Annotated in this window: 20 protein-coding genes, 1 pseudogene and 1 CRISPR repeat array; of the genes and pseudogenes, 11 read left to right on the forward strand and 10 right to left on the reverse strand. The window is 73.5% G+C overall.

Annotation, left to right across the window (positions count from 1 at the left end; all coding sequences use genetic code 11):
* The first annotated feature begins 52 nt into the window (after positions 1-52).
* Positions 53-1,027 carry a hypothetical protein gene (locus HFV08_RS31160; protein ID WP_210430269.1) on the forward strand — a complete coding sequence of 325 codons (975 nt, stop codon included), beginning with the start codon at positions 53-55 and terminating at the stop codon, positions 1,025-1,027.
* Positions 1,028-1,088: 61 nt separating this feature from the next.
* On the opposite strand, the gene HFV08_RS14580 is transcribed toward HFV08_RS31160, so the two are convergent.
* Together HFV08_RS14580 and HFV08_RS14585 are read right to left on the reverse strand one after the other, a co-directional pair.
* Positions 1,089-3,074 carry an ABC transporter ATP-binding protein gene (locus tag HFV08_RS14580; protein WP_168539613.1) on the reverse strand — a complete coding sequence of 662 codons (1,986 nt, stop codon included), beginning with the start codon at positions 3,072-3,074 and terminating at the stop codon, positions 1,089-1,091.
* A 104-nt stretch (positions 3,075-3,178) separates the two neighbouring features.
* Positions 3,179-4,876: an ABC transporter ATP-binding protein gene (locus tag HFV08_RS14585; protein ID WP_168539529.1), complete on the reverse strand. Its 1,698-nt coding sequence runs from the start codon at positions 4,874-4,876 to the stop codon at positions 3,179-3,181.
* Positions 4,877-5,381: 505 nt separating this feature from the next.
* On the opposite strand from HFV08_RS14585, the gene HFV08_RS14590 reads away from it, so the two are divergent.
* The 5 genes from HFV08_RS14590 to HFV08_RS32350 all read left to right on the forward strand — a co-directional run bounded on the left by HFV08_RS14590 (position 5,382) and on the right by HFV08_RS32350 (position 11,114).
* Positions 5,382-6,458, forward strand: a complete 1,077-nt coding sequence (locus HFV08_RS14590) for a FecCD family ABC transporter permease (RefSeq protein WP_376770631.1) — start codon at positions 5,382-5,384, stop codon at positions 6,456-6,458.
* On the forward strand, positions 6,455-7,570 hold the full coding sequence (locus tag HFV08_RS14595) for a FecCD family ABC transporter permease (RefSeq protein WP_168539531.1): 1,116 nt from the start codon (positions 6,455-6,457) through the stop codon (positions 7,568-7,570). The genes HFV08_RS14590 and HFV08_RS14595 overlap by 4 nt, the downstream gene beginning before the upstream one ends.
* Before the next feature lie 41 nt (positions 7,571-7,611).
* Positions 7,612-8,592 (forward strand): ABC transporter ATP-binding protein, encoded by a 981-nt coding sequence (locus HFV08_RS14600; protein WP_246341729.1) that lies wholly within the window; start codon positions 7,612-7,614, stop codon positions 8,590-8,592.
* Positions 8,593-8,606: 14 nt separating this feature from the next.
* Entirely contained in the window at positions 8,607-10,181 is a 1,575-nt protein-coding gene (locus tag HFV08_RS14605; protein WP_168539617.1) for an amidohydrolase, read from the forward strand.
* Between the two features lie 252 nt (positions 10,182-10,433).
* The gene (locus tag HFV08_RS32350; RefSeq protein ID WP_312885617.1) at positions 10,434-11,114 is read left to right on the forward strand and encodes a GNAT family N-acetyltransferase; all 681 of its coding nucleotides are present in this window, start codon (positions 10,434-10,436) and stop codon (positions 11,112-11,114) included.
* A 410-nt stretch (positions 11,115-11,524) separates the two neighbouring features.
* Here the strand turns inward: HFV08_RS32350 and HFV08_RS14615 are convergent, their stop codons facing one another.
* On the reverse strand, positions 11,525-11,992 hold the full coding sequence (locus HFV08_RS14615; protein ID WP_168539533.1) for an NUDIX hydrolase: 468 nt from the start codon (positions 11,990-11,992) through the stop codon (positions 11,525-11,527).
* A gap of 18 nt (positions 11,993-12,010) precedes the next feature.
* Here HFV08_RS14615 and HFV08_RS14620 point away from each other — a divergent pair, with 18 nt between their 5' ends.
* The 4 genes from HFV08_RS14620 (at position 12,011) to tgmC (ending at position 15,149) form a co-directional block, all read left to right on the forward strand.
* Complete coding sequence (locus HFV08_RS14620) at positions 12,011-12,790, forward strand: GntR family transcriptional regulator (RefSeq protein WP_210430270.1); 780 nt, start codon at positions 12,011-12,013, stop codon at positions 12,788-12,790.
* A 152-nt stretch (positions 12,791-12,942) separates the two neighbouring features.
* Positions 12,943-13,377 (forward strand): ATP-binding protein, encoded by a 435-nt coding sequence (locus HFV08_RS14625; RefSeq protein ID WP_312885618.1) that lies wholly within the window; start codon positions 12,943-12,945, stop codon positions 13,375-13,377.
* Positions 13,374-13,814: a hypothetical protein gene (locus HFV08_RS14630; protein WP_168539537.1), complete on the forward strand. Its 441-nt coding sequence runs from the start codon at positions 13,374-13,376 to the stop codon at positions 13,812-13,814. The genes HFV08_RS14625 and HFV08_RS14630 overlap by 4 nt, the downstream gene beginning before the upstream one ends.
* A gap of 195 nt (positions 13,815-14,009) precedes the next feature.
* A complete protein-coding gene (gene tgmC, locus HFV08_RS14635; protein ID WP_168539539.1) occupies positions 14,010-15,149 on the forward strand; it encodes an ATP-grasp peptide maturase system methyltransferase in 1,140 nt (379 codons plus the stop codon).
* A gap of 405 nt (positions 15,150-15,554) precedes the next feature.
* A CRISPR array of direct repeats spans positions 15,555-15,949; the repeat unit is 29 nt; unit sequence GTGCTCCCCGCGCGTGCGGGGGTGGTCCC.
* Positions 15,950-16,120: 171 nt separating this feature from the next.
* Here the strand turns inward: tgmC and HFV08_RS14640 are convergent.
* The 7 genes and pseudogenes from HFV08_RS14640 to HFV08_RS14670 all read right to left on the reverse strand — a co-directional run bounded on the left by HFV08_RS14640 (position 16,121) and on the right by HFV08_RS14670 (position 22,965).
* Positions 16,121-17,308: an acetylornithine transaminase gene (locus HFV08_RS14640; protein ID WP_168539540.1), complete on the reverse strand. Its 1,188-nt coding sequence runs from the start codon at positions 17,306-17,308 to the stop codon at positions 16,121-16,123.
* A 149-nt stretch (positions 17,309-17,457) separates the two neighbouring features.
* A pseudogene (gene argB, locus HFV08_RS32535) lies at positions 17,458-18,222 on the reverse strand (acetylglutamate kinase); the annotation flags it as partial.
* Positions 18,223-18,554: 332 nt separating this feature from the next.
* Positions 18,555-19,706: a bifunctional glutamate N-acetyltransferase/amino-acid acetyltransferase ArgJ gene (argJ, locus tag HFV08_RS14650; protein ID WP_168539541.1), complete on the reverse strand. Its 1,152-nt coding sequence runs from the start codon at positions 19,704-19,706 to the stop codon at positions 18,555-18,557.
* Entirely contained in the window at positions 19,703-20,743 is a 1,041-nt protein-coding gene (gene argC / locus HFV08_RS14655) for an N-acetyl-gamma-glutamyl-phosphate reductase (RefSeq protein WP_168539542.1), read from the reverse strand. Before argC ends, argJ begins: the two co-directional genes overlap by 4 nt.
* A 119-nt stretch (positions 20,744-20,862) precedes the next feature.
* Positions 20,863-21,090: a cysteine hydrolase family protein gene (locus HFV08_RS14660; protein ID WP_168539543.1), complete on the reverse strand. Its 228-nt coding sequence runs from the start codon at positions 21,088-21,090 to the stop codon at positions 20,863-20,865.
* Positions 21,091-21,301: 211 nt separating this feature from the next.
* A complete protein-coding gene (locus HFV08_RS14665; RefSeq protein WP_168539545.1) occupies positions 21,302-22,081 on the reverse strand; it encodes a class I SAM-dependent methyltransferase in 780 nt (259 codons plus the stop codon).
* 134 nt (positions 22,082-22,215) lie between these two features.
* Positions 22,216-22,965 carry a thaumatin family protein gene (locus HFV08_RS14670; protein ID WP_168539547.1) on the reverse strand — a complete coding sequence of 250 codons (750 nt, stop codon included), beginning with the start codon at positions 22,963-22,965 and terminating at the stop codon, positions 22,216-22,218.
* Positions 22,966-23,371: 406 nt separating this feature from the next.
* Between HFV08_RS14670 and HFV08_RS14675 the strand changes: the two genes are divergently transcribed.
* On the forward strand, positions 23,372-23,974 hold a 603-nt coding region (locus tag HFV08_RS14675; protein WP_168539552.1), incomplete at its 3' end, for an ATP-binding cassette domain-containing protein.

A 23,974-nucleotide genomic window follows, 5' to 3' on the forward strand; every position in this document is an offset into this window, starting at 1 on the left:
GGTTTCCGGTGCCCGGGCGGCCGGGCACGCTGCTGGCAGGAGGTGGTGGCTCATGGCGGACAACGGGGCGGGACCCAGCCTCCTGACGATCGGTGCCGCGCGGGTGGCCTTCACCCAGCAGCCGCTCACCGGGCGGCAGTTGGTGTACTACGCGATCAGCTCGACCGGGCCGCGGGGCAGCCTGGGCTGGGACGCGGTACGCGGTCTGGCCACCGAGCGGGCGCGGTGGCAGGCGGCGGAGGAGCGCTTCCACGCGGACGTCAGGGCGGCCTGGGAGGGGTACCGGGCGGCGGTGCCCGAGGGGGCCGCCCGTCTGCTGCCGGGGGCGCGGCGGCGGTCCGTACGGGCCGAGGAGCGCATGAGCCGGGCCCTCGACGAGGCCGAGGAGCGGTACCGGCCGGTGCGCGAGGAGCTCGAACGCCGTCTGGCCCGCCACGAGCGCGAGGAGCGCCGCGCCCGGGAGGAGCGCGCCCACCACTGGGAGACCGAACGCCTCGCCGCCCGGGAGCGCGAGCGGATCCGGCGGGAGCGCGCGGACCGCTGCTCGGCCCTCGCGGTACGGCCGCTGTGGGGCTGGCGGCTCGACGAGAGCGGCGGGACGGCGTACGTCCACCGGCACGACGTGGACCCCGCCGAGGCACCGCCCGCCGGTACCCGCGGCTCCACCCGGCCCTGGTGCGCCTACGACCTGGAGGACCAGCTGCTGCGGCTCGGCGCCGAGGGCACCCGGCGGCTCGTCTGGGACCAGGCGGCCAGGGAGGCCGTCGTGGTGGAGTGCTCGACGCCCCGGGACCCGATGGCCTTCGAGGAGTGGTGGGCCACCGTCACCCGCCGCCGCTGGACCTCCTCCCAGCTCATCCCACCACCCGAGCCGCCCGCCCCCGATCCCGGCAACTCCCCGCCCCGGCACGGCCCTTCGGGCTCCGACTACGGCGGCACCGGCGGGATCGGCGGGTTCGGCGGGGACTCCGGCGGCGGGCACGGCGGTGGGTGGAGCGGCGGGCACGGGGGCTTCGGGGGGTACTAGGGGGTGCCGGGGCGGGAAGCCGGGAGGCCGGTTTCCATGGCCAGACCTCGGCCGCCCCGGCTCAGTCCTCGGCGGCCACCGGCTCGCGCGCCGCGGCTCCGGGGTCCGAAGCCGCGGGCGCGGACGGCGACTTGGCCGCCTCCGGCTCCGAAGCCGCCGACCCCGCCGCCGACTTGTCCGCCGCCGGGACTGAATGAGCGCGCCCTTCACCCGACTTGGCCGCCCCCGGCTCCGCCGCCCCCGCCTGCTCCGGTACCACGCCCGATCCCTCGCCCCCCTTGCGGCTGTCCGACCAGGCGGTCCAGAGGGCGGCGTAGCGGCCCCCGGCCGCGACCAGTTGCTCGTGGGTGCCGGTCTCGACGACGCGGCCGCGGTCCAGGACGACCACGCGGTCGGCGGTCGCGGCCTGGGGGAGGCGGTGCGCCACCAGCAGTCCGGTGCGGCCCTCCAGGGCGCGCAGCGCGGCGGCCTCCAGGACACGGGCGCCCGCGCTGCCCGCGTCGGCGGTGGCCTCGTCCAGGATGGCGATCGGCGGATCCGCGAGGACCAGCCGGGCCAGCGCCAGGTGCTGGGCCTGGGTGACGGTGAGCCGGTGGCCGCCCTCGCCGACCACGGTGTCCAGGCCCTCGGGCAGGGCGCCGACCCAGTCCAGGGCGTCCACCGCGGTGAGCGCGGCGCGCAGTTCCTCCTCGGTGGCCCCGGGCCGGGCGAGCCGCAGGTCCTCGGCGAGCGGTCCGGCGAAGACGTGCACCTCCTGGCTGATGAGGGTCACCGCCCGCCGGATGCCCGCCGGGCCCAGTTCGCCGGTGCCGGTGCCGCCGAGGCGGATGGTCCCGGCGGAGGGCTGGTGGACGCCCGCGATCAGCTTGGCCAGCGTGGTCTTGCCCGCGCCGCTCGCGCCGACCAGCGCGATCCGCTCGCCGCCGGCGACCTTGAGGTCGACCCCTTCGAGCACCGGGTGGCCGGAGACGTAGGAGTAGCCGAGGCCGGACACCTCGACGGTGCCGTCCACCGGGCGGGGCGCGTCCTCGGCGTCGGGTTCACCCGCGAGCGAGGAGACCCCGACCAGGCGGGCGAGGCTGGCGCCCGCCGACTGGGCGTCGTCGATGAGGAAGAGGGCGGCGTTGATCGGGTTGAACAGGCTGTGGAAGTACAGGGCGGCCGCGGTCGCCGTACCGATGCTGACGGTCTCCCGGTCGACCAGCCAGAAGCCGGTGACCAGGACCGCGGACAGGCCGATGAACTCGGCGAGGTTGAGCCGGGAGAAGAAGCCGGTGACCACCCGGGTGCCGCGCACCGCGAGGTCGACGGCGGACTGCGAGCGGCGCGCCACCAGCTCGGTGTGCGCCTCGTTGAGCCGGAAGGCGCGCACCGTGCGCACCCCGCCCATGCTGTCGAGGAGCTGGTGCTGGAGCGCCCCGGTCGCCACCCGGTGGGCGGCGTACACGGGCGCGGCACGGCGCAGATACCACCGTACGGACAGCCACTGGACCGGCATCGCGAGCAGCGCGGCGAGCAGGAAGCGCCAGTCCAGTACGGCGAGGCCGACCAGGGTGAGCAGGATCGTCAGGGTCGAGCGGGCGAACTCGGGCAGCGCCTGGCGCACCGACTTCGCGATCGTCGAGACATCGCCGGTGACCCGGGAGACCAGGTCGCCGGAGCCCGCCTCCTCCACGCGTTCCAGGGGCAGCCGCAGGGCCCGTTCGATGAACCGCTCGCGCAGCGCGGCGAGTACGGTCTCGCCGAGCCGGGCCACCAGGGAGCTGCCGAGCGCGGTGGCGCCGCCGCGCACCAGGGCGACCACGACCAGCAGCACCATCGGCAGGTGCAGGGAGCCGGTGCCCCGGTCCTCCACCACCAGGTCGACGATGTGCCCGAGCAGCGGCGCGGTCAGCAGTCCGATGCCGGTGCCCGCGACCAGGACGCCGACCGCGCCGAGGGCGAGCAGGCGCTGCCCGTGCAGCATGCCGCGCACCGCGGCCAGGGTCTCGGCGCCGCTCGCGGTCGGCAGCAGGGTGCGCTCGGGGGACTTCGCCGGATCGCTCATCGTGGGGTCGGTCCGTTCCTCGCCGCGGGGCGGTACGTCCTCGGACAGGGGCTGGGCTTCGGTGGACCGCGCGGCAGCGGGCGCGGTGGTGTCGCGGCCGGTGCTCATGCCAGCACCGCCGCCCGGTAGGAGGCGTCCTCGGCGACGAGCCGGGCGTGCGGTCCCTCGTTGCTGACCGTGCCGCCGTCGAGCACCACCACCCGGTCGGTGACCGCGAGCAGCGCCGGGCTGGTGGTGACCAGGACGGTGGTGCGGCCCCGGCGGATCTCGCGCAGCCGGGCGGCGATCCGGGACTCGGTGACCGTGTCCACCGCCGTCGACGGATCGTGCAGTACGAGGACGGGCCGGTCGGCGGCCAGGGCGCGGGCGAGCGCGACGCGTTGGCGCTGACCGCCGGAGAGGGAGCGGCCGCGCTCGGCGAGCACGGTGTCCAGGCCCTCGGGCAGCAGGGCGGCCACGTCGTCGGCCGCCGAGGCCGCGAGGGCGGGGGCGATCTCCTCGGGGCTCGCCCCGGTTCCGGCGCGGACGTTGTCGAGCAGGCTGGTCTCGAAGAGGTCCGCGTCGTGCGGGGCGACCAGGACGAGGCGGCGCAGCGCGTCCGGGTCGAGCCCGGTCAGCGGGACCCCGTCGAGGCTGAGGCTGCCCTCCTCCGGGTCCGACTCCCGGGCCAGGCAGCGCAGCAGGGCGCCCGCCACGGCCGGGTCCCGGGCCACCACGCCGGTGAGGCTGCCGGGCGCGAGGTCGAGGTCGAGTCCGCGCAGCGCCCCGTGGCTCACCCCGCTGAGGCGGATGCTCCCGGCGACCGGCTCGGGGACGGTGGCGCCGCCCGGCTCCACGGCGGCGGGCGAGGCGAGCACCTCCTCGATACGGCGGGCCGAGGCGCGGCCCTGGGCGTACTCGGCGTTGACGTAGGTGAGCAGCTGGAAGGGGCCGATGAGGAACTGCGCGAGGCCGACGGCGGCGACGAGTTCGCCGACGCTGATGTCGCCCCGCATCGCGAGGTAGGCGCCCGCGAGGCCGATGAGCGCGATGAAGACGCCGGTCAGCGAGAGCACGGCGCCCTCGTGTCCGGCGCGGCTGCGGGCGGCGCGCAGCGCGGCGCCGAGCGAGTCCTGGCTGGTGCCGCGGTACCGGGCGACGGCGGCCGACTCGGCGCCCATGCCCTTGAGTACGCGCAGCCCGGCGACCAGGTCGGCGGCGACCCCGGAGGCGTGCGCGGCGCGGTCCTGCTCGGTCTCGCTGCGGCGCTCCAGCGGCCGGCTGATCCGGTGGCCGAGCCAGAGCAGCGGCGGGATGCCGAGCAGCACGAGCAGGCCGAGCGGTACCGAGATGCGCAGCAGCAGCACCGCGCTCAGCGCGAGCGCGGCCAGCGCGGCCGTCCCGTAGGGCAGTACGCCCGCGGCGGCGCCCACCCGCCTGGCGTCGTTGGTGGCGATGCTGGTGAGCGCGCCGGGCAGCCGGTCGGCGTCGGCGCCGCCGCGCGGGTCCAGGACCCGGGTGCTCAGCTCCAGGCGCAGGGCGTGCGCGGCGCGTTCGGCGGCGGCCTCGGTGATCCGCGCGCAGATCCGGTACGCGGACGACAGCACCAGGAAGAGCACCGCGAGGACGAGCAGCCAGCGCAGCAGGGTGCCGGTGGAACCGGTGGCCACCGCCTCGTCGATGATCACACCGATGACCACGGGCACCAGGGCCTCGCACACCTGATGGGTGCTGGCGAGGAAGGAGGCCCCGATCACGCCCCGGCGCTCCCCCCTGATCGCTCCGCGGAGGACGGATCCCCCGGTCGCTCCTCCAGCTGGCATGCGGTTCCTCCGCGGTGGTCGGATCGTGCGGGACGTGGGTGGTGCGGGACGTGGGTGGTGCGGTGCGGCCGGTGGTGCGCTCCGGCCGGGCGCGCGCGTGCTCGAAGGGCGCGCGTGCCCGGACCGTACGCGTGCCCGATCCGTACGCGTGCTCCGGCGGGTGGGGATGATCGGCTGGTTAGGTAAGCCTAAGGTGAGGCTACCGCAAGGGTGTTGTCCACCCGGCCGGGGCGGGGGCTTTCCCGGGGCCGCGCAAACCCCGGTCCGGTAAGGGGAATTGAGGGACGATTGCGGACATAGGGCCGGGGTGGGCGGCTCGCCCCGAGGGTCCGTTGACCCTCCGACCGGTGCTCGGTTAGGCTCGCCTAAGTAGCGCCCGGCCGTCCGTGCGTCCACATGTCCTGCCGTATGCACCGCCGCTCGCCGCACCCGGGGCCCGCCCCGGATCCCTCGCGGGCTCCGCCGCGGGCAGACGCCGGTGAACCGCAGCCAGGGGGAGTTGTCCGTGTCGGTCGAAGCCCAGGTGGTGCCCGGGAAGCCGGGGAGCGGGGACACCGGTCCCGAGGCGCCGCGGGCGCGCCCCCGTGTGCAGGCGCTGCGCGGGTTCGGGCTGCTGCTCGCCCTCGGCGCCCTCGTCCTCGTCGGACTGCTCAGCATCTGGCTGGGCACCGCGGGCATCCCCTTCACCGCCACCTGGCGGCTGCTCTGGCAGCCCGACGGCTCCGAGGCCTCGGTGATCATCCACGACTACCGCATCCCGCGCACCGCCCTCGGGATCCTGGTCGGCGCCGCCCTCGGGGTGTCCGGCGCGCTGATGCAGGCGCTCACCCGCAATCCGCTCGCCGACCCCGGGCTGCTCGGCGTCAGCCTCGGCGCCGCCTCCGGCATCGTCCTCGCCCTCGCCTTCCTCGGGGTGGGCTCGGTCCTCGGCCACGTCTGGTGCGCGCTGCTCGGCGCCGCCCTCGCCTCCGTGGTGGTCTTCCTGCTCGGCTCCTCCGGGCGCACCCTCGCCACCCCCGACCGCCTGGTGGTCGCGGGCGCCGCCCTGACCGCCGTGCTCTACGCCGTCAACTCCGCAGTCCTGCTGCTCAAGCCGCGCGCCTTCAACGAGTTCCGCTTCTGGACGGTGGGCGCGCTCGCCGGCCGCTACTTCGAAGTCCTCTGGACCGTCCTGCCGTTCATCGCCGCCGGACTCCTGCTCGCCCTGCTGCTCGCGCCCTCCCTCAACGCCCTCGCCCTCGGCGAGCAGGTCGGCCGCGCCCTCGGCGTGCACGTCGGGCGCACCCGCGTCCTCGGCGCCCTCGCCGTGATGCTGCTCTGCGGGGCGGCCACCGCCGCCGCCGGGCCGATCGGCTTCGTGGGCCTCGCCGTCCCGCATGTGGCCCGCTTCCTCACCGGCCCCGACCAGCGCTGGATCCTCGCCTACTCGGCCCTGCTCGCCCCCGTCCTCCTCGTCGGCGCCGACGTCCTCGGCCGCGTCCTCGGCTCCCCGGGCGAGATCCAGGTCGGCATCATCACCGCCTTCCTCGGCGCCCCCCTGTTCATCGCCCTCTGTCGCCGGAGAAAGCTGGTCATGCTGTGAGCGCGCCACCCCAGGCCGACGCGGTACGCAAGGACCCGGCACCCGGCACCGCCGGGGACCGGCTCCCGCGCGCCGTCAGCGGTTTCGTCGTGCGCGCCGGGCGCGGCCGCCTCTCGCTGCGGCTGTACCCGCGCCCGGCCGCCGTCTCCGTCCTGCTGCTCGCGCTGCTGCTCACGGTGATGGGCGTCAGCCTGACCACCGGCGACTTCGAACTCTCCCTGACCGAGGTGCTGAAGGCGCTTACCGGCAACGGCGACCCCGGCGCCGACTTCATCGTCAACACCCTGCGGATGCCGCGCCTGGTCACCGCGCTGAGCGTCGGCGCCGCCCTCGCGGTCAGCGGCGGCATCCTGCAGAGCCTCACCGGCAACCCGCTCGGCAGCCCCGACATCATCGGCTTCACCAACGGCTCCGCGGTCGGCGCCCTGATCGTCATCGTCACCCTGCACGGCAGCATGACCGACATCGCGATCGGCGCCCTGATCGGGGGCCTGGCCACCGCGCTCGCCATCTACCTGCTCATCCGCGGCCGGGGACTCCAGGGCTTCCGGCTCGTGGTCATCGGCATCGGCGTCAGCGCGCTGCTGCTCGCCGTCAACTCGTATCTGATCACCCGGGCCAGCTGGCAGGAGGCACTGGAGGCGCAGGCCTGGCTGATCGGCAGCCTCAACAACCGCGGCTGGGACCAGGCCAGGGCGATCGGCCTCGCCTGCCTGATCCTGCTGCCGCTCGCCTTCGTCCTGGCCCGCAGGCTGTCCATGGTCGAGCTGGGCGACGCCACCGCGACCGGGCTCGGCGTCGAGGTGGCCCGCACCCGTACCGTGCTGCTCTTCGTCTGCGTCGCCCTGTCCGCCTTCGCCACCGCGGTCGCCGGGCCCATCACCTTCGTCGCCCTGGCCGCCCCGCAGCTCGCCCGGCGGCTGACCGGCTCCAGCGGGCCCGCGCTGATCCCCACCGCGCTGATGGGCGCGGTCCTGCTGACCGGGGGCGACCTCGCCGTCCAGCGGCTCTTCGCCCCGACCCCGCTCCCGGTCGGCACGGCGACCGGCACCCTCGGCGGCCTGTACCTGATCTGGCTGCTGATCACCGAGTCCCGCAAGAGCCGCGCGTGACGGACCGCGAGAACCAGGCACGTGAAGGAGAGGAGCCGCGCATGAAGGACGGGAAGGAAGGGCGGATGAGCAAGTCCGGTACGGGCGGCATCCGTACGGCCAAGTCCGGTGCGGCGCCCGGCACTTCGGGTGCCCGGGCAGCGGCGGACGGCCCCCGGCTGCGGGCCGAGGACCTGACCCTCTGCTACGACCAGCGCACCGTCGCCACCGGCCTCGGCGTGGAGATCCCCGACGACTCCTTCACGGTGATCATCGGCCCCAACGCCTGCGGCAAGTCCACCCTCCTCAAGGCGCTGGCCCGGATGCTCAGACCGCAGCGGGGCCAGGTGTATCTGGACGGCGCCGCCATCGCCTCGTACCGCTCCCGGGAGGTGGCGCGCAGGCTCGGGCTGCTGCCGCAGTCCTCGACCGCGCCGGGCGGCATCACCGTCGGCGACCTGGTCGCCCGCGGCCGCTACCCGCACCAGCGGCTGCTGAAGCAGTGGTCCGCCGAGGACGAGGCCGCCGTCGTCGAGGCGATGGAGCAGACCGGCGTACGGGAACTCGCCGACCGCCCCGTCGACGACCTCTCCGGCGGCCAGCGCCAGCGCGTCTGGCTCTCCATGGTGCTCGCCCAGCAGACCCCGCTGCTGCTCCTCGACGAGCCGACCACCTTCCTCGACATCGCCCACCAGGTCGAGGTCCTCGACCTCTGCGCGGGCCTGCACGCCCGCCGCGGCCACACCGTCGTCGCCGTCCTGCACGACCTCAACCAGGCCTGCCGGTACGCCAGTCACCTCATCGTGATGCGGGCGGGCGGGGTCATCGCCGCCGAGGGCGACCCGGCGAGCGTGATGACCGCCGAACTCGTCGAGGACGTCTTCGGACTGCCCTGCCGGATCATCGAGGACCCGGAGACCGGCACGCCGCTGATGGTGCCCGCCGCTCCCAAGTACCACGCGCCGCAGTCCGGGCAGCCCGGTCGGCCGCAGGCCGCCCCCGGCACCCCGTCCACCGCCGCCGTCCTGGCCGAGACCCCCTAGGGACACCGCCGATGCTGCTGAGTACGAGGCTGACCAACGCGCAGTTCCTCACCATGGACCCGGACCGCCCGCTCGCCCGCGACCTGGGCATATGGCAGGGCCGCATCGTGGGGCTCGACGAGGCCGTGACCTCGCTGCCCGCCCGCGAGGTGATCGACCTCCAAGGGGCCACCGTGCTCCCCGGGTTCATCGACAGCCATGTCCACCTCGCCTGGACCGGGCTGCGCGAGGCCACCGTGAGCGTCGCCCCCTGCGCGCGCGTCGAGGACGTCCTCGCGGTGGTCGCCCGCGCGGTCGCGGACGCCCCCGAGGACGCCTGGGTCAGCCTCGCCGGTTACGACCAGCGCGGCCTCGGCCGCCACCTCACCGCCGCCGAACTCGACACCGTCAGCGCCGGGCGCAAGCTCTTCCTCCTCCACGACTCCGGCCACGGCTGCCTGGTCAACTCCGCTGTCCTGCAACGGCTTCCGGACGGCATCCCGCACCAGGACGGCTTCCTCGCCGAGGGCCCGATGGCCGCCGTACGGGCGCTGCGGCCCCCGTACACCCAGCAGGAACTGGCCGCCGCGCTCGCCCGCGCCGCCCGCACCTGCCTGGCCGAGGGCGTCACCGCCTGCGCCGAAGCGGGCATCGGCGGCGCCCTGTTCGGCCACAGCCCGGTCGAACTCGGCGCCTACCAGCTCGCCCGCGAACAGGGCCAACTCCCCCTGCGCGTCCAGCTGATGGTCTCCGCCGACACCCTGCGGCAGTCCACCGCGCCCGAGGCGGACGGCATCCCGCGCGCACTCGACCTCGGGCTGCGCACCGGCTTCGGCGACGACTGGCTCTCGGTCGGCGCGCTGAAGATCTGGACCGACGGCGGCATGATGGCCCGCACCGCCGCCCTGACCAGCCCCTACGAAAACCTCGACCACAGCGGGGAGTTGCAGGCCGACCCCGAGGCGCTCACCGACACCATCGTGGCCGGCCACCTCGCGGGCTGGCAGCTCGCGGTGCACGCCATCGGCGACCGCGCCGCCGACCTCGCCCTCGACGCCCTGGAGAAGGCCCAGCGCCTGCGCCCCCGCCCCGGCGCCCGCCACCGCATCGAGCACGCCGGACTCATCCGCCCCGACCAGCTGCCCCGCTTCGCCCAACTCGGCGTCAGCGCCGTCGTCCAGCCCAACTTCCTGCGCTACTTCGGCGACGACTACGCCGCCGTCATGGGCCCCGACCGCGCCCCCTGGCTCTACCGCGGCAAGGGCTTCCTCGACCACGGCGTCACCCTGGTCGGCAGCTCCGACCGCCCCGTCACGGACGGCTCCCCGCTGCGCGCCATCCAGTTCCTCGTCGAACGCGCCTCCCTGACCGGCCAGTTGATCGGCCCCGAGGAGGGCATCACCGTCGACCAGGCCCTCCGCACCTACACCCTCGCCGGCGCCCACGCCTGCCACTGGGACACCCACGCCGGCAGCCTCACCCCCGGCAAACGCGCCGACCTGACCGTCCTCGCCGACGACCCCCGGCGGGTGGACCCGTCGCGGATCGGGGACATCGAGGTGGCGGGGACGTGGGTGGATGGGGTGGATCGGCTCAAGGTCGGGGGTTAGGGCGGGAGTTGGGGGCGGCGGATCGGGTACGTCGAGCCGGGCACATCGAGTCGGGCGCGCCGGGACGGGTGTCGGTACGGGGGCGGGAAGGAACCGGGGCAGCTTGCCGGACGGGGCCCTGGCCGGGCCCGCCGTCCCGCACGAACTAAGGCGAGGCTAACCTTGGTCCCGCTGCTTCGTCAGGCCGCCCGACAGGGCACGTACGCCTGCCGCCGCCGCACCCCACACCCGGTGAACCGAGGAAGGAAAGCCTTGATCACGGCCGCCCCGCCCCCTGCCGCCCTGCCCTCCCGCACCCGGCTCGCCAGCGCCGGACCCGCCACCGGTGGGGCCTGTCGCCGGGACAGCGGGATCGTGGGGGGACGTGGACGGGAGGCCACGGTCACGGCCACTGCTTCGGTCCGTGGCGGCCGGGAGGCCGTAGCCACCACTCCGGTCCGCGGCGGTCGGGAGACGGCGGCGGCCGGGTCCCGGGTGCGGGTGGCGCGGCCCACCGACGCCCCCGAACTCGCCCTGCTCTCCGGCCTGTTCGTCCGCTCCGGCGCCCTGCGCCCCCGCCCGCTCGCCCTCTACGCCGCGCACGCCGCCGACTTCCTCGTCGCCGAGGGCTCCGACGGCACCCTCGAAGGCTTCCTGGGCCTGCGCCACCACCCGGCCGCCCCCTCCGCCGACCGGGGCCCCTCGGCCGTCCTCTACAACTTCTGCGTCGCCCCCCACCGCCAGGGCCACGGCGTCGGCGGCCGACTCCTCCGCGCCGCCTTCACCCAGGGCCGCGCCCACGCCCTCGACACCCTCTTCACGGCCACCACCGGCACCGGCGACCTCTTCCTCCGCCATGGCTTCACCCCGGCCCCGGCCCATCTCGCCCCGCCCCGCTGGGTGGGGGCCTTCGACCCGGGGCGGGCTACTCGGGTGTTGGCGCGGGGGTTGTGAGGGGGGGCTTGGCGCGGGGAGGTATGGGGTTCGGGCAGGCATGCTGTGGATCGGGGAACGACTCCATGCCTGGAACACTGTCCGTACGCTTGGCGGGGTGGGAGTCGGCGCGGTAAGCCGGGCGCATCGGAAGTGACGGAAATCGGTGGCTGGGCACGGAAAACCTGCAGGTCACTTAGTGTGCTCCCCGCGCGTGCGGGGGTGGTCCTGAGCCACGGGTGCTGCACTATGTACCTGCCAAGTGCTCCCCGCGAGCGCGGGGATGGTCCCAAGGAAGGCCCCCAGGCCCGACGGCTGCGACGCTGCTCCCCGCGCATGCGGGGCCCGAGTGGACTCCTCCCGGCCTCGGCCGACCCCCGGGCTCTCACGCCTCCCGAACCGTCGTGCCCGGGAATGGCTGGCGGGAGCCGCTACCTCGTAGCCCTCAAGTACGTACCGTCATGACTTCGTACGTGCGGCCCGTCGCTGTCCAGGGCGTCGAGCAGCCGGATCGCGTAGGCCTCGGACATCCGCTCGGTGATCTCGGCCGGGGTGAGCCACTCGACGGCGGACGATTCGCTGGACGTTGTCTCGGTGCCGCCGGAGGGCTTGCAGCGGAAGACCAGGGCCACGATGCCGCGGGTGGTGTTCTTGTAGACGCCGGTGAGCCGGTCCACCTCGATGTGAATGCCGGTCTCTTCCCGGACTTCGCGCCGGACTCCGTCCTCGGGCGTCTCCGTCAGTTCGAGTACGCCACCCGGAAGCTCCCAATTGCCGTTGTCGGCACGGCGGATGGCCAGCAGCCTGCCGTCTTCTCGTACCACGGCTCCGGCCACGGACACCGAATGCAGTGGCGTTGACGGGGCTTCCCGGGCGCTGTTACTCATGTGCAGGAGCATAGGAGGCAGAGAAGGACTATGGGAAACACTGCAGGAGGTGGCAAGGCGGTGCCACGGTACATGCAGATCGCCGAGGAAGTCGTGGGGCAGATTCAGGCGGGCGTCCTGAAGCCCGGCGAACTGATCCCCAGTGAGTCGGAACTCGTCAGGACCTACGGCGTATCGGGCGGCACGATCCGTAAGGCGATGGCCGAGGTCCGTGCCAGCGGGCTGGTGGAGACCCGGCACGGCAAGGGCTCGACCGTCGTGGACAGGCCGCCCGTACGGCATCGCTCCTCGGACCGTTTTCGCCGCTCACACCGGCAGGGTGGCAAGGCCGCCTACCTGGCGGAGTCCGCGCAGTCCGGTGCCACCGCGGAGGTGAAGGTTCTCCATATCGGTCCGGTGGAGGTGCCTGCGGAGATCGCAGACCGCCTCGGAGTGGACGCTGCCGCACAGGTCCTCGCCAGGCGGCGCCTCTATCTCCGTAATGGCACACCTGTCGAGACGGCCACCTCCTACCTGTCGTGGGACGTGGTCAAGGACATCCCGGAGTTGTTCGCCGAGAACCCCGGCGGTGGTGGCATCTATGCCCGACTCGAAGACCACGGCCATGAGTTCGCCGAGTTCGTGGAGACGCTGCAGGCGCGCCCCTCCTCCAAGGTGGAGGCCGCGGAGCTGGCGCTGACCTCCGGAGCGCCGGTGATCCGCCTGGTCCGGGAGGCGGTGACGACGTCGGGCCGTGTGGTCGAGGTCTGCGACACCCTCATGGCTGCTGACCAGTTCGTATTCCAGTACCGGATCCCGGCGGCGGACTGAAGAAGGCCCCTTCTCCGCTCACTGCGCGCAGTCGACCCGTCACGTTCACCCTCGTGACGGGTTGACTCATGTATAGGAGTGATGCACTCTTGCTTCTGTCGCTCCTTTGCATGAGTGACTAACTCCGTTACATGTAGAGGAGGTTGGCTGTGGTGCCTGACTCCCTCGTCGAACAGGACAGGTCCCGATCCGGCTCACCTGTGCGCGGTTTCGACGTGAGCTTCCCGTCGCTGGAGTCGCGGGTGGCGGATGCCCGACGTCTTGCCGAGGCGTACTTACGCCTGTGGGATCTGTCCCCCTTTGTGGACGAAGTCGTCCTGGTCGTCTCGGAGTTGGTCACCAATGCGGTGCGCTACGGAAACGGGCGTCCGGTGGTGCTGCGGGTGTACGTCTCCGACGGTGCGCTGGTGATCGAGGTGCGCGACGGGTCTCCGCTACCGGCCCGGTTGCGTCTCGTGGACGAGGAGGCGGAGAGCGGACGGGGGTTGTTCCTGGTCGCGGCTCTGGCACGGGAGTGGGGTGTCAGTCCGGACGGGACGACGACCTGGTGCGCCCTCGAACTCCCCATGCAAGGGGAGGAGGCATGAGGCCCTTCACGGATCCCGACCGGATGCCGCCTTCCCGTGACCTCGCACACGAGGCCGCTTACGCGCTTCAATCCGCCCTGAGTAAGCACCAGTTGGGCGGCTTCCCCACCCCCTACGCCGACCGTGGCCGCATCGTGCTGGGCGAGATCTCCGCCCCCACGGCCGACCGTCTCGCCACCCTCCTCGGTGCTGAACCGGCCTCCACCCGGAGCGAGTTGCCGGACTGGACCGAAGGGCGCCGGATTGTCCAACGGCTACGCGAGGCCGTACGGGCTGCCGTCGAGGGCGAGTTCGTGGACGTCGACTTCTGGCCCTACTGCCCGCGGTGCGACGAGGACCCGGTCGTCACCCTCGGCAGCCTCTCCCCAGTCGCCGCACGCAACCTCACCCGCGCTCTGGCCGCCGGGGTCCGACTGCCCGGACGGGGAGGGCAGTGACCATGCTCAGGAGAGGAGGCGATGGGTCGGCGCGAACAGGGGGATGGCGCCAGCCGAACTCGACGGCTCGGCACCTCCGTCGACACGTACTCGTCCACCCCGCTCGGCAAGGGCGGCAGGATGGACGCCGACTTCGGCGGCAACGCGACACGGAACCAGGTGTGTTTCTCTGGCCGGCGTCAGGTCCGGTTGAGAATGCCCGCTGACCGCGCCGCCGCACTGCGCCTCGCCCTCGCCGACAAGATCGCGGTCGGCGACCCCACCCTCGATCCCTCCTGGGTTGACGCCGTCGCCATCGTCCCCCGCGAGTTGTTCGTCCGGGACGCCGTCTTCCGCCCCACCGGAAGCGGATGGACGCCCGTGCGTCGGACCGAGATCGGCGACGACGACTGGCTGACGATGGTCTACAGCGACTCGACCTGGGTCACGCAGATCGACGGGCAGGACGTCGCCGACACCGAGGGGCCGATCACCGGCAGCCCCACCTCCTCGGCCACCCTGCCCTCCCTCGTCGCACGCACCGCCCAGGTAGCCCAACTCCGGTCAAGACAGCGCGTACTGGAGGTGGGCACCGGCACCGGCTACTCCACCGGCCTCCTGTGCCATGTCCTCGGCGAAGAGAACATCGTCAGCATCGAGTACGACACCGGCCTGGCTGCCACCGCCGCAGTCCATCTGCACGCTGCCGGGTACCACCCCACCCTCGCGGTGGGAGACGGTCTCCGCGGATGCGGGGAGCACGCCGACTACGACGCGATCATCGCCACCTGCTCCGTGCGCCACATCCCCCCGCACTGGTTCTGGCAGCTCAACGACGGCGGCTCTCTCACCACCACCGTCTGCGGCTGGATGCAGGTAGCCGGTCTCATCCGACTCGCCCTTGACGACGAAGGAACCGCCCACGGGCGATTCACCGCCGACAAGATCACGTACATGCTCGCCCGTCCCCACGAGCGGCCCCCGTCCCCGCTGTTCTTCAAGATCGACGGTACGGCCACCTCCACCCGCCTCGATCCGGCGCTGCTGGAACGGTGGGAAGCACGGTTCGTCGCTCAACTCGCGGCCCCCTCTGCCGAGTTGATAGGCACCGGTTCCGGCGTCATCCTGCGCGACGTCGCCACCGGCTCCCAGGCGTGGACGGAGCCGAAGGGCGCCGGATGGATCGCGCACCAGCACGGGCCACTCCGCCTCTGGGACCAAGTCGAAGACGCGCTCCTGGAGTGGCAGAGTGCCGGAGCGGCCGACCTCACGGAGTTCGGCATGACGGCGACCCCCGAGTCCCAGACCGTGTGGATCGGCTCGCCGCAGGGGCCCAGTTGGCGGCTTCCGGTCTGAGGTCTTCTGGTGCGGGCCACTCTGCTGCGGCATCGATGTCCCAACCCACTCATCGGCCGGGACTACTCGTCCAGGGCCGGTACTCATGGAGGGACGCCCGGCGCTGGGCCCCGCCGAGTACGAGGACGCGACCGCCGATAGAGGTCGATCTTCTCGCCACGCGTCGCTTCGAGAGGAGGCTGGCCGTTCCGGTGGGCGGTGGCTGTCGGTGGGGGGCAGACTGATGTCGGCCGGATCGGGTTGGCGGGGTAGGTGTGGGCTTCCGCGAGTCCGGGAGAGACTTTCTCCAGGTGCGGACTGCGTCGGTGCACGGCGTGGAGAGGGTGGGTTTTGTCGGATATGCCGGTCTCGGTGAAAGTTGATGAAAACCAGGGTGGAGCGGACTGAACGTCCAGGTCAGTTAGTGTGCTCCCCGCGCGTGCGGGGGTGGTCCCGTAGCGTCCGGGTCCGGGCCGACCGGCTTGTGGTGCTCCCCGCGCGTGCGGGGGTGGTCCCGACGAAACCGGCATCATCGCCGCCGGCCGGGAGTGCTCCCCGCGCGTGCGGGGGTGGTCCCAAGATTGAAGGATGCGGGGCGGTCAGGGCCCCGTGCTCCCCGCGCGTGCGGGGGTGGTCCCTCGCCCTTCAGGGTGTTCAGGACGCGCTCGGGCGTGCTCCCCGCGCGTGCGGGGCTGGTCCCAAGACCGGGGCCAACGGGGAGTCCTACCGGCGTGCTCCCTGCGCGTGCGGGGCTGGTCCCAGCCAGTCATACATTCTGGCGACACTGGGGGTGTGCTCCCCACGTGTGCGGGGGTGGTCCCATCACCTTCGAGCTGCGCGACTCGACCGGCAGGTGCTCCCCGCCCATGCGGGACACCCCCGACCCGCGCCCGACTAAGGCACCCCTGCTGGCCCCCAGTTCCGCTCCACAGCCGTAGCAGTGCCCCTCGGCGTCCCTGCCCCTGCTGGCCCTCCGAACCAAAGCACCTCGCTCAGCCTCCCAGCACCGCCCCCAGCACCCCCACCACCTCCCGCGCCCGCTCCTCCGGCAGGTTCAGTGGTGGGGCCAGCCGCAGGGTTGCCGGGCCGATGGTGTTGAGGAGGAGGCCGGCTTCCTGGGCGGTCGACTGGATTGCGGCGGCTGTCGGTTCGGTGAGTTCGATCGCCAACAGCAGTCCTGTGCCCCGGACTTCGCGTACCAGTGGATGCCGGGGCCCTTCGATGCCCTCTCGCAACACGGCACCCACCCGCTGGACTTGAGGAAGCAGCTTCTCGTTCTCGATGGTGTCCAGTACGGCGAGGGCGGCCGCGCACGACACCGGGTTGCCGCCGAAGGTGGAGCCGTGCTGGCCGGGGCCGAGGAGGCGGGCGGCTGCGCCGAAGGCGAGGGTGGCGCCGAGGGGGAGGCCGCCGCCGAGGCCCTTGGCGAGGGTGACGACGTCGGGGTCGATGTCCTGCTCCACCTGGTGGGCGAACCAGTGGCCGGTGCGGCCGATGCCGGTCTGCACTTCGTCCAGGACGAGCAGGCTGCCACGCTCGCGGGTGATCTCGCGGGCGGCCCGCAGATAGCCCTCGGGCGCGGGGATCACGCCCGCCTCGCCCTGCACCGGCTCCAGGAAGACGGCGGCGGTCTCCTCGGTGACGGCGGCGCGCAGGGCGTCCACGTCGCCGAAGGGCACATGCCGTACGCCGTCCGGCAGCGGGAGGAAGGGGGCCTGTTTGCCCGGCTGGCCGGTCAGGGCGAGGGCGCCCATGGTGCGGCCGTGGAAGCCGCCCTCGGCGGCGACCACCTGCGGACGTCCGGTGCGTCGGGCGATCTTGAAGGCCGTCTCGGCGGCCTCCGCGCCGGAGTTGGCGAGGAAGACGCGCCCGCCCGCCCTGCCGGACAGGCGCAGCAGGCGTTCCGCGAGGGCGACGGGCGGCTCGGCGGCGAAGAGGTTCGAGACATGGCCGAGCCGGGCGATCTGGGTGCCGACCGCCGCCACCACGGCCGGGTGGGCGTGGCCGAGGGAGTTGACCGCGATGCCGCCGGTGAGGTCGGTGTAGGCGCGCCCCGACTCGTCCCAGACCGTGCAGCCCTCGCCGCGGACCAGGGCCAGGGACGGGGTGCCGTAGGTGTCCATGAGGACGTCGCGCCAGCGCGCGGTGAGCGGCGCGGCGCCCTGCTCCCGGGGGCTCATACGCCCGCCTCCGCGGCGCCGGCCACCGCCCGCGGAGCCGCGTCCGCAGCGGGGCGCCCGAGGGCTGCGGTCACGCTCGCGTCAGTACGGAGGCCTCCGGTGCCCGTGCCGACGGCCGTGCCCGCGTCGGCGGATCTCCCGGCCCCCTCCCCCAACACCACAGTCGTCCCAGGCGAGTTGGCCCCCAGGACACCCCCCACCAAGGCATGCGGTACCCGGCCGTCCAGGACGTGGGCGCGGTCGACGCCGCCCCGTACCGCGCGGAGGCAGCCCTCCATCTTGGGGAGCATGCCGCTGGCCAAAGACGGGAGGAGGGCGTCGAGTTCGGGGGCGGTGAGGTGGGTGAGGATCTCGGTGCTGTGGGGCCAGTCGGCGTACAGGCCGGCCACGTCGGTGAGCATGACCAGTCGCTGGGCGCCGAGGGCGACGGCGAGGGCGGAGGCGGCGAGGTCGGCGTTGACGTTGTAGGTCTGGCCGTCGGTGCCGCGGGCCACCGAGGAGATCACCGGGATCTTTCCCTGGTCGAGGAGGGCCCGTACGGTCTCCGGGTTGACGTCCACGATCTCGCCGACCAGGCCGATGTCCACGGGGTGGCCGTCCACCCAGGCGGGGCGCCGCTCGGCGGTCATGGTGTGCGCGTCCTCGCCGGTCAGGCCGACCGCGAAGGGGCCGTGGGCGTTGAGGCAGCCGACCAGTTCGCGCTGGACCCGGCCCGCGAGCACCATCCGCACCACCTCCATCACCTCGGGGGTGGTCACCCTGAGGCCCGCCTCGAAGCGGGTCTCCAGGCCGAGGCGGTCGAGCATCGCGCTGATCTGCGGGCCGCCGCCGTGCACCACGACCGGCCGCAGGCCCGCGTGCCACAGCTCCACCACGTCCTCGGCGAAGGTCCGCAGCAGCTGCCCGTCGACCATGGCGTTGCCGCCGAACTTCACGACGACCGTGCTGCCTTGGAGTTCCTCGGGCCAGGGCAGCGCGGCGGCTGCACCCGCGTCGGGGTCCGACAACTCCGTTACGGGAGACGGCGGTACCGGACTCGTGACGGCCCCCGCCCCCGCTGCGGCCGCCGCCGCGCCGACCCGTGCCGCCTCCGTCGCCTTCTTCTCCGCCTTCCCGGCCTGCCCCGCCATGTCCGCCGTCTCCGCCGTCCGCACCGTCCGCAGCCTCCGCACCGTCTCCGCCATCTCCGCCTTCTCCACTGTCTCCAAGAGCCTTATGCCGTCGGGAAGTTGTGCCGGTGTCCGGTTCATGAGCTGTAGGCGCTGTTCTCGTGTACGTAGTCGGCGGTGAGGTCGTTGGTCCACAGCACCGCGGAGTCCTCGCCGGTGCGCAGGTCCACGGTGAGGGTGAGGTGACGCGGTGTCAGGTCGGCCTTCTCGCGGGGTTCCCCGGCCATGCCGTCGCGGCAGACCCAGACCCCGTTGATCGCGACGTCCAGGCGGTCGGGGTCGAAGCGGGCCGAGGTGGTGCCGATCGCGGACAGCACCCGGCCCCAGTTCGGATCCTCGCCGTGCAGCGCGCACTTGAGGAGGTTGTTGCGGGAGATCGCGCGCCCCACCTCCTCCGCGTCCGCCTCACCGGCCGCGCCGAGTACCCGGATCTCGATCTCCTTCGAGGCGCCCTCGGCGTCCGCGACCAGCTGCCGGGCCAGGTCGAGGCAGACCGTGTGCACGGCCTCGGTGAAGGCCGCCGCCTCCGGTACGAGGCCGGAGGCAGCCGAACTCAGCAGCAGGACCGTGTCGTTGGTGGACATGCAGCCGTCCGAGTCGACCCGGTCGAAGGTGGTGCGGACCGCCGCGCGCAGGGCCGTGTCGAGGAGCGCGGCGTCCGCCGCGGCGTCGGTGGTGAGCACCACCAGCATGGTGGCGAGGCCCGGCGCGAGCATGCCCGCGCCCTTCGCCATCCCGCCCACCGTCCAGCCCTGCTCGGTGACTTGGGCCGTCTTGTGCACCGAGTCGGTGGTCTTGACGGCGCGGGCGGCAGCCTCGCCGCCCTCGGCCGAGAGCGCCCCGGCGGCGGTGTCGATGCCCGCGGTGACCCGGTCCATCGGCAGCGGAACACCGATCAGCCCGGTGGAGCAGACCGCCACCTCCTCGGCCCGGACCCCGAGCGCCCGGGCGGTGCGCGCGGCCATCGCCTGCGCGTCCCGCTCGCCCGCGGGGCCCGTACAGGCGTTGGCGCCACCGGAGTTGAGCACCACGGCGGCCAGCTGCCCGCCTGCCAGGACGCGGCGCGACCAGCGGACCGGCGCGGCCTGGACGCGGTTGGCGGTGAAGACCCCGGCGGCCGCGCAGGAGGGGCCCCGGTTCACCACCAGGGCCAGGTCCGGGGCGCCGGAGTCCTTGATCCCGGCGGAGATCCCGCTCGCGAGGAATCCCCGGGCGGCGGTCACGCTCACGGTGCCACTCCGTTCTTCGGCAGCCCGCACTCCTCGGGCAGGCCGAGGGCGAGGTTCATGCTCTGCACCGCGCCGCCCGCGGTGCCCTTCACCAGGTTGTCGATCGCGCTGACGCAGACCAGCCGGTGCGCGTCCGCGTCCACCGCGATCTGCACCTGGGCGGTGTTGGCGCCGAGTACGGCGGCCGTGGCGGGCCACCGCCCCGGCGGCAGCAGCTGGACGAACGGCTCGGCGGCGTAGGCGAGTTCGTAGGCGGCGCGGGCCTCGGCCGCCGCCTCCTCGGGGTCGGCTCCGGGCCGGAGCCTGGCCGAGCAGGTGGCGAGGATGCCCCGGGGCATGGGCGCCAGGGTGGGCGTGAAGGAGACCGTCACCGGCTCGCCCGCCACCGACGAGAGGTTCTGGGCGAGTTCGGGGGTGTGCCGGTGGCCGCCGCCGACGCCGTACGGGCTCATCGAGCCCATCACCTCGGAGCCGAGCAGATGCGCCTTGGCGGCGCGGCCCGCTCCCGAGGTGCCGCTCGCCGCGACGATCACGGCCTCCGGCTCCACCAGACCGGCCCGGTACGCCGGATAGAGCGCGAGGGTCGCGGCGGTCGGGTAGCAGCCGGGTACGGCGATACGGTTCGTGTCCTTCAACGCGCGCCGTGCGGAGGGGAGTTCGGGGAGTCCGTACGGCCAGGTGCCCGCGTGCGGGGAGCCGTAGAAGCGCTGCCAGGCGGCCGGGTCGCGCAGCCGGAAGTCGGCGCCGCAGTCCACCAGCAGCGCCTCCGGCTCCAACTCGGCTGCCAGGGCGGCGGATTGGCCGTGCGGCAGCGCGAGGAAGACGACATCGTGGCCGCGCAGCTCCTCGGCCGAGGTCGGCCGCAGTACCCGGTCGGCGAGCGAGGCCAGCTGCGGCTGCACCTCGCCGAGCGTCCGGCCCGCGCTGCGGTGCGCGGTCAGGGTGCCCAACTCGGCCTCGGGGTGCGCCGAGAGCAGGCGCAGAAGCTCGCCTCCGGCATAGCCGCTGGCCCCGGCCACTGCGACCCGTACGGTCATCGTCCTCTGTCTCTCTCGGTTCTCGGGCTCGGTTCTCGGGTTCGGTTCCCGGGCAAGGCGGCTCCCGGGCGCGGGGGCGGGCCGCGTGCCGCGCGGGGGCGGCGGTGCGGGGCGGCAGGTCAGACCTGGTGCTGCTCCTGGCCGGGGGCGGGTGCGCGCAGTGCGGCGGGGTCGCGGACCAGCTCGACCACCGGGGCGCGCCCCGCCGGGAAGGGCCGGACGGAGTGGTTCTGCATCCGGTGCGCGAGCAGTGCGGCCCGGGAGGGGGCGGGCTTCCAGGGGACGCGTGGCGCGGGGAGCGCGGTGCCGACCGGCATGGCGTAGGCCTCGATGACCGGCAGCTCCATGCGCGCACCTCCTCCCTGTCGGCCCAGCAGTTATTGAGCTTAGCCTAACCTAAGTTTCGAGTTGGGTGGATGAGCAGGGAGAGGGCGTGAGCCGCCCCCAGGAAGGTGCCGGAGCCCGGACGTGAGCACCGGTGAGGCGGCGGAGGGCCGGGTCGGCGGGAGCGCGTCCCGCCGGGTGGCGACCGCGTAGGCGGAGACGCGGCGGCGGACCTCACGCCTGGCCCGGTGGCCGCTCGCCCGCGAGGATCAGGCGGTAGCCGTAGTCCATGTCCTCCCTGGTGAGCAGGTCCGCGTGGCGGCGCCGCCAGGTGCCGGAGGCGAGGTCCGCGCGGAGCCGGGAGATCGCCGATTCGACTACGGCGGGCGGGAGTTGGGGGAAGGTGGAGCTGGCCGCGCGCAGCACGGGGTCCAGGAAGCGCTCCGGCCGCCGCCAGTACGCGATCTGGAAGCCGTCGGTGAAGTCGTGCGGGATGCGGAAGGGCAGCACGGTGTGCGCGCCCAGCGCCTCGGCCACCTCCGGCAGCGGGGTGAAGCGGGCGTGCTCCAGGTCCCGTATCTCCGGCAGATACTCGTCGAGCAGCCACAGCCGCGGCAGATGGGCCGGATCCCAGGTGAAGACGGCCTGGCTGCGGGCCACGCGGCGCAGTTCGCGCAGCCCCCGGTGCGGATCCCGCCAGTGGTGCACGGTCAGCACGGCCATCGCCGCGTCGAAGGCGCCGTCGCGGAAGGGCAGCGCCTCGGCCCGGGCGACCAGCTTCCGTGCCCCCGGGTGCTGGTCGAGCATGACCCGCGAGGGGTCGACCGCGGTGACCTCGGCGTGCTCGGGCTCGTAGGAACCGGCCCCGGCGCCGACGTTCACGACGGTCCGCGCCCCCGAGAGCGCCGCGCCGATCAGCGCGTGCAGGCGGGGGTCGGGGCGCCGGATCCGCCGGTAGCCGGAGCCGATGAGGTCGTAGGTGGCCGGGGTGCCGTGGCCGGCGGCGCGTTCCATGCGGGCCAGCTCATCAGGGCGCGGCCCCTGGTGGCCAGGGCTCGGGGCGAGATCACACAGGACGCTGAAGACGCCCCCAGACGCCCCCAGACGCCCGGTCGGCCCCGTCCGGCGCCCCTGCCGACCCGGTGGCCTCAGTGGAAGGTCACCGTGAACCCCGAGCACCTGGTGCAGTTCCGTACGACGTCGTTGCCGGGGACGGTGTCGTTGCCGGACCAGGAGTACGCTTTCGGGCAGTGCTCGGAGAGGGTGCGGCTGTAGTCGGTGTCGGGGGAGTCCCGGTTCGGGTTGTCGCAGTACAGGGGGGTGCCGGAGGCCGGGTCGGTGACCAGGTCGTCCGGCGGGCAGAGGGGGAGCAGGTCCTCGGGGCAGCCCGCGGTGGAGCACTCGCCGGTCTCCGGGACCGGGTCGACGTTCGCGTCCACCGTGACCGGGACGGAGAAGCCGTCGACATAGCTGGTGTCGTACCAGAGGCCGAGCGGATCGTTGCGGTCGAAGTGGAACTCCGCGTAACTGGCTGGCTGCGGAGTGTAGATCGAGCAGTGATCCGCGTACGGTCCGCAGTCGCCGACCTGGCAGTGGAAGTCCCCGCCGTCCTCGCCGCCGCACTTCTGGCGGGGCACGAACTTCCCGTACCACTGGCCCGCCGCGTTCTCCGGGAGGGTGACGGTGGCCTGCCGGCCGTCGTCGAGGGCGGGCAGCCCGGTCAGCGTCTCGGACCCGGGCTCGGCGACGCTGCCGATCCACAGGCGCTCGCCCGTGTGGTTGACCAGGGTGACGGTGTACGGGTCGGCGGCCGCCCCGGCGGTGCCCGCGCACCCCAGGAAGGCGAGGAGGGCGAGGACGGCGGTGACGGCGGCCGGCCAGGCGGAACGCAGGCGCATCGGCTTCCCTCGGCTGGGTCGGGGCGGTCGCCGGGGCCTTTGGCCGGAGCCCGGGTAGGCCGCAGGTAGGACAGGGGTCGCTCGCTGGTAGGACGACGGTCCCGCCTGGTGCGCGCGGTGTCAACGGGGCCTTTTGTGCCGGTAGTTGGCGGTGTACGGGGCGCTCGCGAGGGTGGCGGGGCCCGCCCGGGGGAGCCGGCCGGGGTGCGCGAGGGGCCGTCACCGGGGGATTCCTGCCCGGGGACTCCGCCCGAGGGCGGAGAAGGAGTCGGCACTCCAGCGGGACGTGACGGGTTTCATCCGCTGCCAGGCTGGTAGCAGTTTGTTTCACCCCTGGCACCGACGAATCCGACTCACCCCCGGACGCCCCATAAGGCCGGATGCCGCAGCTAAGGAGGAGGGGCCGATGACCAGTGGCCACGCGATCGAGGTTCAAGGGCTGACCAAGCGCTACGGGGAGAAGGTCGCCGTCAGTGACCTCTCCTTCACGGTGCGGCCGGGCATCGTGACCGGGTTCCTCGGCCCGAACGGCGCGGGCAAGTCGACCACCATGCGGATGATGCTGGGCCTGGACCGGCCCACCTCCGGCGACGTCCGGATCGACGGCGTCCACTACGACCGCCTCAAGGAACCCCTGAAGGACATCGGGGCCCTGCTCGACGCCAAGGCGATGCACGGCGGGCGCAGCGCCTACCACCATCTGCTGTGTCTGGCGCAGTCCAACGGCATCCCGGGCAGCCGGGTGCACGAGGTGCTGGACACGGTCGGGCTGACGGCGGTGGCGAAGAAGAAGGCCAAGGGCTTCTCGCTGGGTATGGGCCAGCGGCTGGGGATCGCGGGGGCGCTGCTGGGCGATCCGCGGATCCTGATGTTCGACGAGCCGGTCAACGGCCTGGATCCCGAGGGCATCCACTGGATCCGCAATCTGATGAAGTCCCTTGCCGCGCAGGGCCGTACGGTCTTCGTCTCCTCGCATCTGATGAGCGAGATGGCGCTGACCGCCGACCAT

The sequence above is a fragment of the Streptomyces physcomitrii genome, from assembly GCF_012273655.1.
Classification (GTDB): Bacteria; Actinomycetota; Actinomycetes; order Streptomycetales; family Streptomycetaceae; genus Streptomyces; species Streptomyces physcomitrii.

Coding starts and splice junctions, on each gene's coding strand:
- HFV08_RS31160 (WP_210430269.1), top strand. CDS start 53: ATGGCGGACAACGGGGCGGGACCCAGCCTCCTGACGATCGGTGCCGCG.
- HFV08_RS14580 (WP_168539613.1), bottom strand. CDS start 3,074: ATGAGCGATCCGGCGAAGTCCCCCGAGCGCACCCTGCTGCCGACCGCG.
- HFV08_RS14585 (WP_168539529.1), bottom strand. CDS start 4,876: ATGCCAGCTGGAGGAGCGACCGGGGGATCCGTCCTCCGCGGAGCGATC.
- HFV08_RS14600 (WP_246341729.1), top strand. CDS start 7,612: ATGAAGGACGGGAAGGAAGGGCGGATGAGCAAGTCCGGTACGGGCGGC.
- HFV08_RS14615 (WP_168539533.1), bottom strand. CDS start 11,992: ATGCTCCTGCACATGAGTAACAGCGCCCGGGAAGCCCCGTCAACGCCA.
- HFV08_RS14620 (WP_210430270.1), top strand. CDS start 12,011: ATGGGAAACACTGCAGGAGGTGGCAAGGCGGTGCCACGGTACATGCAG.
- HFV08_RS14630 (WP_168539537.1), top strand. CDS start 13,374: ATGAGGCCCTTCACGGATCCCGACCGGATGCCGCCTTCCCGTGACCTC.
- tgmC (WP_168539539.1), top strand. CDS start 14,010: ATGCCCGCTGACCGCGCCGCCGCACTGCGCCTCGCCCTCGCCGACAAG.
- HFV08_RS14640 (WP_168539540.1), bottom strand. CDS start 17,308: ATGAGCCCCCGGGAGCAGGGCGCCGCGCCGCTCACCGCGCGCTGGCGC.
- argC (WP_168539542.1), bottom strand. CDS start 20,743: ATGACCGTACGGGTCGCAGTGGCCGGGGCCAGCGGCTATGCCGGAGGC.
- HFV08_RS14660 (WP_168539543.1), bottom strand. CDS start 21,090: ATGGAGCTGCCGGTCATCGAGGCCTACGCCATGCCGGTCGGCACCGCG.
- HFV08_RS14665 (WP_168539545.1), bottom strand. CDS start 22,081: ATGGAACGCGCCGCCGGCCACGGCACCCCGGCCACCTACGACCTCATC.
- HFV08_RS14670 (WP_168539547.1), bottom strand. CDS start 22,965: ATGCGCCTGCGTTCCGCCTGGCCGGCCGCCGTCACCGCCGTCCTCGCC.